Source organism: Actinomadura rubteroloni (assembly GCF_002911665.1).
Lineage (GTDB): Bacteria > Actinomycetota > Actinomycetes > Streptosporangiales > Streptosporangiaceae > Spirillospora > Spirillospora rubteroloni.
On sequence record NZ_MTBP01000001.1, the window covers coordinates 1,112,512 to 1,126,554 of the forward strand.

General features: G+C 71.0%; 13 protein-coding genes. 3 read left to right on the forward strand and 10 right to left on the reverse strand.

The window, feature by feature from the left end; genetic code table 11:
- Positions 1-127: 127 nt before the first annotated feature.
- Together BTM25_RS29480 and BTM25_RS04910 are read right to left on the reverse strand one after the other, a co-directional pair.
- A complete protein-coding gene (locus BTM25_RS29480) occupies positions 128-298 on the reverse strand; it encodes a hypothetical protein (RefSeq protein ID WP_168212005.1) in 171 nt (56 codons plus the stop codon).
- A 339-nt stretch (positions 299-637) separates the two neighbouring features.
- On the reverse strand, positions 638-985 hold the full coding sequence (locus BTM25_RS04910; RefSeq protein ID WP_146058961.1) for a cytochrome c-type biogenesis protein CcmH: 348 nt from the start codon (positions 983-985) through the stop codon (positions 638-640).
- Positions 986-1,275: 290 nt separating this feature from the next.
- Here BTM25_RS04910 and BTM25_RS04915 point away from each other — a divergent pair, with 290 nt between their 5' ends.
- The 3 genes from BTM25_RS04915 (at position 1,276) to hisC (ending at position 4,233) form a co-directional block, all read left to right on the forward strand.
- Entirely contained in the window at positions 1,276-1,629 is a 354-nt protein-coding gene (locus BTM25_RS04915; protein WP_103561539.1) for a hypothetical protein, read from the forward strand.
- Between the two features lie 1,157 nt (positions 1,630-2,786).
- On the forward strand, positions 2,787-3,065 hold the full coding sequence (locus BTM25_RS04920) for a DUF6401 family natural product biosynthesis protein (RefSeq protein WP_103561540.1): 279 nt from the start codon (positions 2,787-2,789) through the stop codon (positions 3,063-3,065).
- 88 nt (positions 3,066-3,153) lie between these two features.
- Positions 3,154-4,233, forward strand: a complete 1,080-nt coding sequence (gene hisC, locus BTM25_RS04925; protein WP_103561541.1) for a histidinol-phosphate transaminase — start codon at positions 3,154-3,156, stop codon at positions 4,231-4,233.
- Between the two features lie 13 nt (positions 4,234-4,246).
- On the opposite strand, the gene BTM25_RS04930 is transcribed toward hisC, so the two are convergent.
- From BTM25_RS04930 to purD, 8 genes are all read right to left on the reverse strand, one after another.
- Positions 4,247-5,569: a transcriptional regulator gene (locus tag BTM25_RS04930; RefSeq protein ID WP_235828245.1), complete on the reverse strand. Its 1,323-nt coding sequence runs from the start codon at positions 5,567-5,569 to the stop codon at positions 4,247-4,249.
- 500 nt (positions 5,570-6,069) lie between these two features.
- A complete protein-coding gene (gene murA, locus BTM25_RS04935; protein WP_103561542.1) occupies positions 6,070-7,359 on the reverse strand; it encodes a UDP-N-acetylglucosamine 1-carboxyvinyltransferase in 1,290 nt (429 codons plus the stop codon).
- A 406-nt stretch (positions 7,360-7,765) separates the two neighbouring features.
- The gene (locus tag BTM25_RS04940) at positions 7,766-8,548 is read right to left on the reverse strand and encodes an MOSC domain-containing protein (RefSeq protein ID WP_103561543.1); all 783 of its coding nucleotides are present in this window, start codon (positions 8,546-8,548) and stop codon (positions 7,766-7,768) included.
- Between the two features lie 23 nt (positions 8,549-8,571).
- Positions 8,572-9,882: an adenylosuccinate lyase gene (gene purB, locus BTM25_RS04945; protein WP_103561544.1), complete on the reverse strand. Its 1,311-nt coding sequence runs from the start codon at positions 9,880-9,882 to the stop codon at positions 8,572-8,574.
- Entirely contained in the window at positions 9,879-11,030 is a 1,152-nt protein-coding gene (locus BTM25_RS04950; protein ID WP_103561545.1) for a low temperature requirement protein A, read from the reverse strand. The genes purB and BTM25_RS04950 overlap by 4 nt, the downstream gene beginning before the upstream one ends.
- Positions 11,031-11,104: 74 nt before the next feature.
- The gene (locus BTM25_RS04955; protein WP_103561546.1) at positions 11,105-11,590 is read right to left on the reverse strand and encodes a DUF2589 domain-containing protein; all 486 of its coding nucleotides are present in this window, start codon (positions 11,588-11,590) and stop codon (positions 11,105-11,107) included.
- A gap of 256 nt (positions 11,591-11,846) precedes the next feature.
- A complete protein-coding gene (locus tag BTM25_RS04965; RefSeq protein ID WP_103561548.1) occupies positions 11,847-12,410 on the reverse strand; it encodes a DUF2589 domain-containing protein in 564 nt (187 codons plus the stop codon).
- 243 nt (positions 12,411-12,653) lie between these two features.
- Complete coding sequence (gene purD / locus BTM25_RS04970; protein ID WP_103561549.1) at positions 12,654-13,910, reverse strand: phosphoribosylamine--glycine ligase; 1,257 nt, start codon at positions 13,908-13,910, stop codon at positions 12,654-12,656.
- Positions 13,911-14,043: the final 133 nt, after the last annotated feature.

A 14,043-nucleotide genomic window follows, 5' to 3' on the forward strand; every position in this document is an offset into this window, starting at 1 on the left:
GCAGGTCGCGTGATCTCAAAGGCCTGCACCCGCCCGGCTCGGCCGAGCGGGCGCTGACGCTAGTGCGCGCCGCCGACGCTCGGCCCACCGCCGTGTGAGGTCACGCGCCGCCGCCAAAGATCCGCGCTCACCTGCGGCCCCAGCGTGCCAGTGCGCGGACGGTCGCAGGGATGTCCTCGGACCGCGCCTTCATCAGGGCCACGACACCGAGCACCAGCCAGACGACGCAGAAGGCAACGATGGCCACAGCCATCGCCGACGCTGTTTTGAGCAGGGAAATCAGTACGCCTACGGGCATGACAACTACACCTCTTCGCGTGAGGCGTAGTCAGCCCGAGATTAAGTCGGATGGCGCTAGCATCCTTCACATCGGGAAGACTGACGCTCTTTCCTGGGGCGTGAGAAGTAAGCGCGCTGTCAGGCTAGCAAGTGCCTCCGGCGCGGGCACTCCGGCTCCGGGTAGCCCAGCGGGGAGCCTTGCGGTTGCCGGGGTTCAGGTGGCGCCCGGTCTTCAAGGGCGCGTGCACCCGATGCGCCAACCATGTGGTCTTTCCGTCCGGTCCCGCAACACCGGGCCGTCGGTCGCCCCGACGGCGAACGCGTGGCTGAACAGGTGCGCAGCATTCCGAGGTAGCGGTTATCCCTGCTCGGCAGATGGAGCCTCACTGTCCCTGCGCCGCTCCCGGTACATGCGCACCAGCGTCACCGCTCCGCCGCCGGCACCGATGAGAAGAGCCGCGCCGGCGATCCAGAAGGCGAGAGTTCCGGACTCGAAGCCGGTGGCAGAGGCGACGGCGACCGCGAGTGCCCACGTGCCGAAGGCGGTTACGGTCAATGCTGTCGCACACCGATCACCTTGTCGCCGCCACCGGTAGAACATCACCATCATTCCTCCGCCGCCCAGGTAGAAGGCGATCCCCTCCAGGGCAGCGGACCGACTGCCCCCGGAGAGCACGATGACCGCCACGGCAGAGCTGACCACCATCGCGGCGACTTGAAGGGACGCGGCGTTCGGCCTGTACGACAACCTGCACCTCACAGCGGGGAAAGAGCACGCCTCATCCTCGGGTGGCCTGTCTTGTGATGCGGGCCGGAGGCGGTCACGTGTGTTGGGCCTTGATTAGTTTCGGGCGCCTTCATCTGTTACGCAATCATGGGCTGTCTCGCAGCTGTCGGCCAGGGTGCGGAAACTGCGTGGCCGACGAGTTCGCGCGCCGGTATCGTCCGGTTCCCGGCCTGCCGTATCGGCGGACCACGTTTAGAAAGCGATGCTAGATGACCAGTCGGCGAGCGACGACGACCTTGTGGCGCCCTACCGGGCCGAGGGAGCTGGAGCTGGTTCGAGAGCTGAACTGGCGTGCTTGGCCGCCGCGGCTGCCTGAGCAGCCGATTCTCTACCCGGTTCTCAATGAGGACTACGCGGTCAGGATCGCGCGGGACTGGAACGTGAAGCACGACGGCGCCGGGTTCGTCACTCGTTTCGAGGTCGAGTCGGAGTTCTTGAGTCGGTATCCCGTCCGGCAGGCCGGCGGAAAGACGATCCTCGAGCTGTGGGTTCCGGCCGAAGAGCTGGACGACTTCAACGCCCACATCGTCGGCGAGATCCAGGTGGTCCACGAGTTCCGCTGATGCGGCGCGGCGTGCCGACGGGGCACGCCGTGGGGCGGCGATCCGAAGCGGCGATGTGGTCGCGCGGTGGCCGCCGGACGTGCGGGCCGCCGGGAACTCCGTTGCCACCGTGCGGAATGCCTGCTCGTCCGTCCGGTTAGGGCAAACCCGTGACGCGCCCGCTCTGCGCATGCCAAGGTGCGGGCCATGGAGAGAACGCGGACGGTCGTGGCGAGACTGAGCATCGTCGGAGGTGCGCTGCTTGTAATCGGAGTGTTCCTCGGGTGCAGGCCGATTCACCGCGACGGTTACTCGTGCGGCACGGTCTTCTTCGGGAACTCAGACGCGAGCTCGTACGACATCACGCCCTTTCAAGCCGCCCCTGACTGTGACGGCGCACGGGCTTCCAGCCGACCTCTCGTCCTGCTCTCGCTGGGACTTGGTGGAGGCGCCCTGGCTACCGCTTGGGTGGTCGCCGGTTTGACCAGACCGGCTCGCGGAGGCTTCCGTACCGAGAGATACTTCCTGGGGCGCAGGATCGATTCTGATGATGGGTCGTCAGACGGTCCAGATTGAACGCGATTGACGGAAGCAGACGATCTAGAGTCACGTGATTTCGCCTTCTGTCGCCCCTCCGTACCCGAAGACCGGGCGAGAGATACGCGTCCCACCGCTCGGTCGTTGACCCCCTCACACCCCGGGTCGACTCGTGCTGCCTCACGCTCGGCCAGCGGTGATGCTGCGCGGGCCGCGAGTTCTTTGCCGCCTGCGCTGGATGGCGCTCCCCGTGTCGATGCGCATTGCAGTCGCCGGATTACCTACAGATCGCCGCTGTTCAGGTCGGGTGGCTCTGATCCCTCGGGCCGTACGTTCTTCCCTGTCGTATCGGTAACGCGACGCTGACGGTCGCGACCCAGGGAGCGTTTCCTCTTGTCTTCGCTCCGGGGCCTCTCGGCATCACCGGTGTGATCAGGGTCGGTGATGCGGCGGCGGTCGCCACAGTGGCCGGACGGGGGAGGTCGGCGGTGGGGTGCGGGCGCGGACGTTTGGAAGATCTTTTTTGGGTGAAGTCTGGCGGAAAAAAGCGCTGACCTGCGGTTTCCCCGGCTAGGGGTGGATCGGTGACGGGTGCTGGCAGTGGACGGGCGTTGCTAGCTTTGGGGGTCATGGATGGGGATATGTCTGGTGAGCTGGCGGTGCTCGTCCGGGACATCGGTGACGCCGGTGTCGCGGAGATGTCCACCGTGCCGGGGCTCGCCGCCGCCGTGGACCAGCATGTGGCCGAGATCCGGGCCACGCTCGGGGTGGCCGGGCACGACGAGTTGATGGCGTATCTCTGCCGGTTCGCCGAGGACGCGTTCAATCGCGGGTGGTGGCCGGAGAGCACGCGGGACTTCGAGTTCGTACGGATCGTCGCCGTGTGCTGGCTGCTCAGCCGGGACGAACACGCCGCGTGACCCGCCCGGTATAGGCGTGGTGCGCGGTAAGGGGCGGTCTTAAGCTGGTCGGCGCGCCCATCCATCGACCACCCCACGGGAGCCCACGGTGTCCGAGGCCATCACGCCCCGTTTCCGTTCCGTCCTCGACCGGTTCGCGGCCTACAAGCCGGGCCGGGTCGCGCTGTCGCCGGACGGACGGTCGTTCAAGCTCTCGTCCAACGAGTCGCCGCACGAGCCGCTGCCGTCCGTCCAGAAGGCGATCATGGAGGCGGCGCGGGACGTCAACCGGTACCCCGACAACAGCGCCACCGCGCTGATCGACGCCATCGCGGAGCGGTACGGCGTCGCGGCGGAGCGCGTCGCGGTCGGGTGCGGGTCGGTGGGCGTCGCGCAGATGCTGCTGGAGGCGGTCGCCGAGCCGGGCGCGGAGATCTTGTACGCGTGGCGGAGCTTTGAGGCTTATCCGCTGCTGGTGGCGCTTTCGGGGGCGACCAGCGTGCAGGTCCCGTTGAAGGACGAGGTCCATGATCTTGAAGCGATGGCCGAGGCGATCACGCCGCGCACGCGCCTGATTTTCGTTTGCAGTCCGAACAACCCCACCGGCACGGTCGTCGGGCGCGACGAGCTGAACGCCTTCCTGGACCGGGTGCCGGCCGACTGCCTCGTCGTCCTGGACGAGGCCTACCGCGAGTACATCCGCGACGAGAGCGTCGCCGACGCCCTGGACCTCGCCGAGGGCAGGCCGAACGTCGTGGTGCTCCGGACGTTCTCCAAGGCCTACGGGCTGGCGGGCCTGCGCATCGGGTTCCTCGTCGCGCACCCCGAGGTGGCCACCGCGATCCGCAAGACCTACCTGCCGTTCAGCGTCAACTCGATCGCGCAGGCCGCCGCCATCGCCTCGCTCGGCGCGACGGGCGAGCTGCTGGACCGCGTCGAGGGCACGGTCGCCGAGCGCACCCGCGTCGTGGACGAGCTGCGCAAGGACGGCTGGACGATCCCGCCCACCCAGGCCAACTTCCTCTGGCTCGCCCTCGGCGACCGCGCGCAGGAGTTCTCCGACGCGTGCGACGAGCACGGCGTGAGCGTCCGCCCGTTCCCCCCGGACGGTGTCCGGGTCTCGATCGGCTCGCCCGAGGAGAACGACGCGTTCCTCGCCGTCGCCCGCGCCTACCCGCACCGGGTCTGACGCGGGCGACGGTTCACGCGCGCGGCCCGAGCTTCTCCACGATGAGCCGGTAGAGCTGGCGCGGACGGCCCGGCTGCGGCGTCCGGTTCGGCGGCAGCGGCCAGGCCAGGCCCTCCTCCACGAGCGTGCGCAGCAGGCGGCGGGCGGTGCGCGGCGTCACGCCGAGCATCCGGCCCGCGTTCTCGGCGTCCACGATCAGCGGCTGCTCCTGGTCGCCGAGCTTGTCGGCGAGCCGGGCGAGGATCTCCAGCCCCTTCGGCTTGGCCTGCGGCGGCGTGCGGGGCGGCGTGCGGGGCGCCGGGACGAGCGCGCGCCCGTCGCGGTCCAGCGTGAAGCCCTGCGCCCGCTGCGAACTCTGCGACCGGGCCAGCGCCGCGCGGGCGTGCGACTCGGCCTCGTGCGCCGTCCGGCCCATGCCGATGCCGACCTCGATGGCGAGGCCCAGCTCCTCGCGGACGCGTTCCACGAACGGCGGCGTCCGGAACCCCTCGGTCCCGGCGGTCACCGACCCGCGCGTCGCGATGACGAGGTAGCTGTGGTCGTCCAGCGGCCACACCGAGGCGTTCATCCGGTGCGCCTCCTGGAGCAGGACGCGGTGCAGCGCGAGCTTCAGCTCGTCCCGCCAGTAGCGCGGGGTGACGCGGCGGGGCGTCTCGCGCAGCGTCGGGACGTCCACGAGGACGGTCACGAGCTGCGACTCCTCCAGCCGGTGGTGCGCGCCGAGCAGCGCGGCCGTCTGGAGCGAGCTGCGGATCGCGGCGCCGGTCGGGCGGACGCGGATCGTCGGCACCCCGGCCAGCTCCATGCGCTCGGCCGTCGCGTGGACGCACGTCATCGCGACCGTCGTGGCCCCGCGCCGCCACAGCCGCTCGTGGAACGCGGCGAGCGTCCCCGGGCCGGCGGCCTCCTCGCGCAGGTGGACCTGGTCGGTGCCGAGGCTGATCTCCGAGTACGCCTCCTCGACCTCGGCGCGGCCGAGGACGTCGATGCTGACCCGGGTGGGGTCGAAGCGCTCGTCCAGCGAGGCGCGCAGCAGGGCGCCCTGGAGCGCGGCGCCGTTGAGCGGGACGTAGGTCGCGGGCATGGTCAGCACCCCGGCCTTGCGCGCGAAGTCGTAGGGGACGGGGCTGGCGAACAGGCAGACGTCCACGCCGGTGCCGAGCCGGACGACCTTGTCGGCGGCCTCCTGCTCGTCCCGGTAGGCGGCGGCGACCAGCCGCGACGGCACCGGGGTCGGGCCGTGCCCCATGAGCATGACGCGTTCGACCAGGTCATGCGGGCCGACGACGCCGATCGTGAGGTCGGGGGTGATCCCGCCCGCTCGCGCCGTGGTCATCGGTGACCGCTCGCTTCCCGGCCGGCCGGGGGGTCCCGGTCCGGCTCCGGCCCTGCGTTCGCGCACGCTCCGCCCAACGGTTGACTCATGGCTTTTCGCCCCTGCCTTGTGACCCAGCACCGCAGTTCCCGTGCGATTCGTTCCTCAGTGGACGGATCGGGTCAGGGTGCCATCTCGTGGCGCCCGGACGCGAAATCGAATCAAGAGTGCGGCGAAAAAGTAACCTACGCGACCCCCTGGGAAGTAATTTGTCACCATTCGGCCAGCCTTGATCCTGCATCTTCGGGTGTCCGAAGTTAAAAGACAAGACCCGAAAACGTGCGAGGCGCCTGACCGGGCCGTCATAGTGTGCGCACGCGGCGGGGGGAAGGCCGATTCGTTCGGGACGGCGGCGGGCGACCGTCCATCCCGGTCCCGCTCAGTGGGAAGAACGACGGATCCGCCCGGCGAGGGATGGTATCGACCTCGCCGGGCGGTTAGCAGTGCCTTGACCGGTTTTGTTAGCCGACTTCGCGTTCGATGTCGGCTCCGACCTGCGAAAGCCGCTCGGCCGTGTGGGCGTGGCCGCGGTCCAGGTAGTACGCGGAGGTGATCGTCGTCTCGCCCTCGGCCGCGAGCCCGGCGAGGACGAGCGCGCTGCCGCACCGCAGGTCGTGCGCCTCGACCTCGGCGCCGCGCAGCGGGGTCGCCCCGAGGACCTTCGCGCGGTTGCCGTTGACCTCGATGTCGGCGCCCATCTTGCGAAGTTCGTCCGCGAGTTTGAAGCGGCCGTCGAAAATGCGCTCGTAAATGTAGGACGGGCCGTCCGCGAAGCAGGACACGGCCATGATCGGCGACTGGAGATCCGTCGCGAATCCCGGGTACTCGTCGGTGATCACGTTGATCGGGCGCAGCGGACGGTCGCGCCGGACGTGCAGCACCGCGCCCTGCTGGTGGAACTCGACGCCCATCTGCTCCAGCTTGTCGCCGGCGACGCCGAGGTGCTCCAGCGCCGCGCCGACGAGGTTCAGCTCGCCCCCGGTGATCGCGGCGGCCATCACGAAGACGCCGGCGTCGATCCGGTCCGGCATGACGGTGTGCTCGACCGCGCGCAGGCCGTCGACGCCCTCGACGGTGATGAAGCCCGTCCCGCCGCCGCTGATCTTCGCGCCCATCGCCTGGAGGAAGGCGATGTTGTCCAGGACCTCGGGCTCCAGCGCCGCGTTCTTGATCAGCGTGGTGCCATGCGCGAGGGCCGCCGCCATGATCAGGTTCTCGGTGCCGGTGTGCGAGGGAGTGTCGCAGTAGAGGGTGCCGCCGCGCAGGTCGCCGGCCTTGATGTGGATGACGCCGTCGTCGCCCGCCATCTGCTCGGTGACGGTCGCGCCCATGCGCTTGAAGCCGTTGTAGTGGAAGTCCAGGTTACGGCTGCCGAGGTTGCATCCGCCGACGCCCTCGATGACGGCCTCGCCCAGCCGGTGCAGCAGCGCCGGGACGAACAGGAACGAGCCGCGGAACCGCGCGGCGATCTCGGCGGGCAGCACCGGGCTCGACAGCGTCGAGGCGTCGATGACCAGCGTCCGCTCGGCCTCGTGCAGCTCGGCCTTCGCGCCGAGGGCCTGTGCCAGCTCGACGGCGCGGCGCACGTCCTCGATGATCGGGACGTTGCGCAGCACGGTGCGCCCCTCGGACGCCATCAGCGACGCGCCGATCATCGGCAGCACGGCGTTCTTCGCGCCCTGGATGAAGACGGTCCCGTCCAGCCGCCGTCCGCCGCGGACCCGGTAGCGGACCTCCTGCCCGGCGTTCACGCGGCGCTCCCCGCGCGCTCGCGACGACGTCGCGCCTCCCCCGTGGCGGGCCTCCCGGCCCGGCGTGCGGCGCGGGTCTCCAGTCCACTGATGCGCATGTGACTCCTTAGCTGCGGGAAACGGATGCATGCCGGAGCGGGAAATCGGATCCGCCCGCCCGGCGCGGAAATCGCGGGCTCGGGATCGCGGGCGTGCCAGGGACGCCCCCTGCGGTGTGAACGCAGCCCCAGTAAACCACCGGATCGGTGGCGAAGCGCCCCGAGCGCGCCCGGTTTACCCACTCTCTGGTGTTTTCAGATGGTCCGTGTACCTCAATCGTTCCGTTCTGTCCCGATCCGGACGGAACGGAACGCGAACGCGCTTCCCGCAGTCTAAGTTGATCATGAAAACGGACCCGCACCCGGGGTCACGCGTCCAGCACCTCGACCGGGTCGCCGACCGTCAGCGTCCCGAACGACCGGGGAACGGCGTTGTGCCCGAACAGCAGGCCCCGGTCCAGCATCCGGTAGGTCGCGAGCGTGCGCAGCGGCTCGCGCCCCCGCTCGGCCGTGCGCTGGTCGATCGTGGTGATCACGCAGCGGGCGGACGGCTTGACCATCTCGATCACCGCCCCGCCCACCCGCAGCCGCCGCACCCGGTCCTCGCCGTACGCGCCGAGGCCGCGCAGCACGAGATTCGGGCGGAACCGGTCCATCGGCAGCGGCGCGTCCAGCCGCGCGTTCAGGTCGTCCAGGGACTCCTCGGAGATCACCAGCAGCGGGTAGCCGTCGGCGAACATCAGCTCGCCGCCGCCCCGCGACGTCGGGCGGTGCCCGGTGAACCGGACGAGCCGGCAGTCCAGCCCGAGCACGGACCCGAACCACAACGCGGCCTCGTCGCCCTGGTCGACGCCCGCGCAGTCCTTGCCGTGGACGGTCACGTCGCGCACCGGGCCGTCCACCGTCGCCTTGTGGACGAGCGGCTCGGCGGCGCCCGGCGCGGCGACCGTCAGCGCCTCGCCGTCGAAGGCGGGCCGCAGCAGCGCCATCTCCGGGCTCGTGCGCTGGGACAGGAAACGGCCGTCGGCGTCGACCAGCATGAACTCGCGGTCGTGCCGGAGCCCCCGGGACACCAGCCCGGCGGTCGTCAGCGGCGTGCCCCCGCCGCTCTTCAGCGGGTACACGGTGAGCCCGGTGAGGGTCGCGGTCACGGCCGTCTCCTGTTCCGGCGGGATTACGTCAAGGCTGCCAAACGGTCGAACATCGGGGCCAGGCGCGCCACGAACCGCTCGGGACGCGACACCTCGTCCAGGCGCGCCTCGTCCAGCGCGAGACCCGCCGCGGCGGCCTCCTCGCGCAGCGTCGCGCGGAACGGGACGCCCGTCTCCCAGGTGCGCATCGCGGCGCGCTGGACGAGCGGGTACGCCTCGTCGTCGCGGGACATCCCGGCCTCGACCAGCTCCAGCAGGACGGTGGACGTGTAGATCAGCCCGCCGGTCGACTCCAGGTTCTCCTGCATCCGCGCCTTGTCTACCACCAGGCCGGACATGAGGCGGTTCGTCAGGTTCAGCATGTAGTCGAGCGCGATGGAGGCGTCCGGCAGCGCGATCCGCTCCGTGGACGAGTGCGAAATGTCGCGCTCATGCCACAGCGGGATGCCCTCCATGACCGGGACGATCTGCGCCCGCACGATCCGCGCCATCCCCGCCAGCCGCTCGGAGATGATCGGGTTCTTCTTGTGCGGCATCGCCGACGAGCCCTTCTGGCCCTTGCCGAACGGCTCCCACAGCTCGCGGACCTCGGTGCGCTGCCCGTGCCGGACCTCCAGCGCGATGGCCTCGCAGACCGTCGCCATGATCGCCAGCGCGGACGTCCACTCGGCGATGCCGTCGCGCAGCACGACCTGTGTGGACACGTCGGCGGGCGTCAGGTCCAGCCGGTCGGCGACGTGCCGCTCGATGGCCGGGTCGATGTTGGAGTACGTCCCGACGGCGCCGGAGATCGCCATCACGCCGACGGCCTCGCGCGCCCGCCGCAGCCGGTCGCGGGACCTCGCCATCGCGAAGGCGAAGTCGGCGACGCGGTGGCCCCAGACGTCCGGTTCGCCGTGGATGCCGTGCGTCCGGCCCACGCGGAACGTCGCGCGGTGCTCCAGCGCGTGGTCGCGCAGCGTCACGACGAGCCGGTCGGCCTTGTCCAGCAGGATGTCGGTCGCCTCGACGAGCTGGAGGGCCAGCGCGGTGTCCAGCAGGTCCGACGACGTCATGCCGAAGTGGACGAACCGGGCGGCCTCGCGCGGCTCGGTGTTGTCCGCCCACGCCGACAGGAACGCGATCACGTCGTGCTGGGTGACGGCCTCGATCGCGTGCACCGCCTCCGGGGTGGGCGGCGGCGCGTTGCGGACCGGCTCCACGACGTCGGCGGGGATCGTCCCCGCGGCGGCGTGGGCCTCGACCACCAGGGTCTCCACCCGGCACCACAGCTCGTACTTGTGCGCGTCGCTCCAGACGCGGCCCATCTCCGGAAGTGTGTACCGTTCGATCACGGCTCGATTGTCGCAGGTGGTTCCGCGTGCTCGCGTCCGGCGCGGTGTTCGGCGAGCAGCGCGACGACGAGCACCGCCGTGAGCAGGGCCAGCTCCGCGCCCGCCGCCCAGAGCCCGGCCGGGACGGCGGCGAGGCTCGCGACCGCCGCGCCGATCCTGATCTTGGACGGCCCGATGCCGATGATCCGCCGGAACAGCGCGTCGCCCGCGAGGTAGAGCGCGAGGCCGCCGCCGAGGGCCAGCGCGGGGCCGGTGTGCAGGTGGTCGGCCGCGTGCCCGACGGCCTTCTTCAGCCCGGCCGCCAGCACCAGGACGCCCACAAGCAGCGGGATGTGGGCGTAGAAGTAGCCGAACATGGTGAGCTGGACGCGGCGGACCTCGCCCGCCTCGGTCAGCTTCTCCTCGGCGCGCTCGTCGTCGCCGTCGAAGTACGTCCACCAGAGGGCGGCGGCGAGCGCGAGGCCGAGCAGGACCGCGAGGACGAGCCCCGCGTCCAGCTCCAGCGCCGCCGCGCCCGCGCCCATCGCCGCGATCGACTCGCCGAGCGTGATCATGACGAGCAGGCCGTGGCGCTCCACGATGTGCGCGGGCCGGAGCCGGAACCGTCCGCCCGCCGGGACGAGGTAGGGCTGCACGATCGGGACGACCAGCGCGAGCGTCCACAGCACCCACACCGCCGGGCCGTCCGCCAGCACGCCCGCCGCGACGATCAGCGCGCCGGCCAGGACGTTCGCGGGCAGCACCCGGAAGATCTGCGGGTTCTCACGGCTGTAGAGCGCGGCGTGTGCGCCGACCAGGACGAGATAGCCGATGCCCCAGAAGATCCCGCCGCGTCCGAAACCGGTGGGGGTGGCGAGCGCGACCATGAAGAACCCGCCCATGCCGACGAGCACGAGCAGCCGCCGTCCGGGCGTCGTGGGGGCGAGCGTGTTGGTCAGCCACGCGTACCCGGCGTACATCCACCACAGGACGCCGAACATGATCACGACCTGCGCCAGGCCGGCCGGGTTCAGATGGTGGGTGAAGACGCCGGTGAGCTGGGTGAGCGCGAAGACGAAGACGAGGTCGAAGAACAGTTCCAGGGTGGTGACCCGGTAGACCTCGCCTTCATCGTCGAGGGGAGGGGCGGGGGTGTGCGCGGGGGCCATGCGGTGCTCCGACCAGCGGGGTAATCATGTAATCCGGAGATCTTGCCCGATTCGGGCAGGTGGAGCAACGCGGGTCATCCTTCGCGGGCGTCCGCGACGGCCGTGTCGAGGATCTGGCCGATCCGGGCGGCGCCGGTGGACGGCTGCTGCTTCAGGCGCGTCCGGATCCTCAGGTTCGCGTCCTGCTGGTGCGGGGCGACCCGGGCGCGGAGGACGGCGTCGCCGTCGTGGCCGGTGATCTGGAGCGCCATCTCGATGTCGGCCTCGTCCACGACCAGGTTGGGCAGGGTGAGCATCGAGAGCACGGGAACGGAGACGTGGACGTTCTTCACCGCCGTCTCCTGGAGTTCCGGATCGAATTCGAGACGGCGGACGTCGAATTCGAGCGTCCGGGCGACTTTGCGTCCGTGCTCGTCGGTGGAGAATCCGAGGCCGTCGATGACGCGGGCCGCCTCCTGGAAAGCGCCCGCCTGCGCGCGGACGACGCCCTGGTAGGCGGCGGCGAGCAACTGTTCGACGCGCAAGGACGCCAGCGCGCCGGCGTCCCCGGATTCGCTCATGCGGTGCCTCTCCCTGGGGCCGGCTCGTCGCCGAGCAGGAAACGCAGCCGTCGTGCTCCGCGCGCGGGTCGGGCGCCGACCGAGACGGCGCCCGACTCCGCCCGCGAATACACGACCTCGAATTCCACGTGGTGAACGTGGAGCCGGGAACCCTCTCCCGGCCGCCACGCGTCGTGGAGACGGCGTTCCGCCCGTTCGGCGGAGCGGGCCAACCCGACGATGAGGTCGTCCAGTGTCAGGTCGGCCATGGCGCTTCCTACTTCTGCGGCTGCGGCGAGTCGGTGATGGCCGATTCGAGCAGGTTGAGCACCCGCTGAAGACCGGCGGGCATGTCGTCCTGGACGGCCTCGACGTGGACCCCGAGCGTCGCCGACCGGTTCGTCGTGTCGTCCTGGGCGCTCTTGGACTCGTACGTCGCCTTGAACGACGCCGAGACGCCCCAGAAACCGCCGCTCGCCCCCGCATCCGCCGCCGCGTCGGTGTCCTGCTGCTCGACGGTCGTGGACTCGATCTTCACCTCGAAGTCGAGCTGCGTCCGCTTCAACTGGAGATACGGAATGGGCACCATCGTGAGGAGCGGAACGCTGAGTTCCACGTCCTGGCCGACGGCCCCCGCGCCGTCACTCGACGGCCTCTTGAAAGAGAAGTCGACCGTACGAGCGGTGCTCCGGCCGTCCTCGCCGGATTGCAGGCCCACGCTCTGGATGAAGTCGGCGGTCGAACTGCCCGCCATCGCCCCGGCCTTGACCACGCTCTGCAGTGGTGCGCCGATGAGCTGCTCGAAAGGAAGGGCCAGCTCACGCCCGAGATCGACCGCCATGCATTACCTCCTCCCGCACCGCCTCGACCGACGGTAACAAGGGGCGGGCAGGCACCCGGCCAAGCCGTCCGCAAGCGCTCCCATCGGAACGCCCAATTCCGCGAACCCCGCCAACGAGCCCGCCGCGAACCCCGCGCGGCGCAAACCCCGCGCCGCGGCAATCGAGCGCGACGGAAATCCCGGTGCGCAAGCCCTGCGCGGCGGCAACCGAGCGCGGCGGTCCCGCCGTCGGCGCGTGGGCCGTCAGGCGAGCGCGGCGCCGTCGGCCTGGGCGGCGATGTCGGTGCGGTAGTGGCCGCCGCGCATCTTCAGCTTTGCGAGCGCCGCGTAGGCCGCCGCCCGAGCTTCCGCCACGTCCGCGCCCGTGCCGACCACGTTGAGGACGCGTCCGCCGTTGGCGACCAGCAGGCCTTCGCCGTCCAGCGCGGTGCCCGCGTGCAGCACGTACGCGCCCGCCACGGCGTCCGCCTCGGCGACGCCCGCGATGACGTCGCCCTTCACCGGCGCGGCCGGGTAGTCCTCCGCCGCGACGACGACCGTCACGGCGGCGCCCGGCGTCCACTCCAGCGCCGCCGACGGGTCGAGGACGCCGAGCGCGCACGCCTGGAGCAGCCCGCCGAGCGGGGTCGCGAGCCGGTCCAGGACGACCTGCGTCTCCGGGTCCCCGAACCGCGCGTTGAACTCCACGACCCGCACCCCGGCCGACGTCAGCGCGAGCCCCGCGTAGAGCACCCCGACGTACGGCGTGCCCCGGGAGCGCAACTCGTCCAGCGTGGGCCGGACGACCGTCGCCATCACCTCGTCCACCAGGCCCGCGGGCGCCCACGGCAGCGGCGTGTAGGCGCCCATGCCGCCGGTGTTCGGCCCTTCGTCGCCGTCCAGCGCTCGCTTGAAGTCCTGCGCGGGCAGCAGCGGGACGGCGCTGACGCCGTCGCACAGCGCGAACAGCGACACCTCGGGCCCGTCCAGATACGCCTCGACGACGACGCGGTCGCAGGCGGCGGCGTGCGCGAGCGCGGCGGCGCGGTCGGACGTCACGACGACGCCCTTGCCCGCCGCGAGCCCGTCGTCCTTCACCACGTAGGGCGGGCCGTAGGCGTCGAGCGCGGCCTCGACGTCGACCATCGAGTCGCAGACCTGCGCGTCGGCGGTCGGCACCCCGGCGGCGCGCATCACGTCCTTGGCGAACGCCTTGGAGCCCTCGATCCGCGCGGCCTCGGCGTCCGGGCCGAAGCAGGCGATCCCGGCGGCGCGCAGCGCGTCCCCGACGCCCGCGACGAGCACCGCCTCGGGGCCGACGACGACGAGGTCGACGCCGAGCCGTCCGGCCAGCTCGACCACGGCGGCCGGGTCGGTCGGGTCGATCTGGTGGTTGGTCGCGACGGCGGCCGTCCCCGGGTTGCCGGGCCCGCAGTGCAGGTCGGTGACGGCGGGGTCGCGGCGCAGGGCGCGGGCGAGCGCGTGCTCGCGGCCACCCGGTCCAAGGACGAGTACTCGCACGATCGGGGAGCTTACCGACTGCCCGCGCGGCCCCACGCCGCCGGGTTTCACGCGTGCGCGCGGTCGCCGTCCCGGACGGGCCGGTGTACGACACGGGACGCCCGGATGAGGTCGGAGGCAACTTCCGCGTTGT

What these genes read in the sequence shown, in the direction of transcription:
- BTM25_RS04930 (WP_235828245.1), bottom strand. Translation starts at nt 5,569, where the DNA reads ATGACCACGGCGCGAGCGGGCGGGATCACCCCCGACCTCACGATCGGC.
- BTM25_RS29480 (WP_168212005.1), bottom strand. Translation starts at nt 298, where the DNA reads ATGCCCGTAGGCGTACTGATTTCCCTGCTCAAAACAGCGTCGGCGATG.
- BTM25_RS04910 (WP_146058961.1), bottom strand. Translation starts at nt 985, where the DNA reads ATGGTGGTCAGCTCTGCCGTGGCGGTCATCGTGCTCTCCGGGGGCAGT.
- BTM25_RS04955 (WP_103561546.1), bottom strand. Translation starts at nt 11,590, where the DNA reads ATGAGCGAATCCGGGGACGCCGGCGCGCTGGCGTCCTTGCGCGTCGAA.
- BTM25_RS04915 (WP_103561539.1), top strand. Translation starts at nt 1,276, where the DNA reads ATGACCAGTCGGCGAGCGACGACGACCTTGTGGCGCCCTACCGGGCCG.
- BTM25_RS04920 (WP_103561540.1), top strand. Translation starts at nt 2,787, where the DNA reads ATGTCTGGTGAGCTGGCGGTGCTCGTCCGGGACATCGGTGACGCCGGT.
- BTM25_RS04965 (WP_103561548.1), bottom strand. Translation starts at nt 12,410, where the DNA reads ATGGCGGTCGATCTCGGGCGTGAGCTGGCCCTTCCTTTCGAGCAGCTC.
- BTM25_RS04950 (WP_103561545.1), bottom strand. Translation starts at nt 11,030, where the DNA reads ATGGCCCCCGCGCACACCCCCGCCCCTCCCCTCGACGATGAAGGCGAG.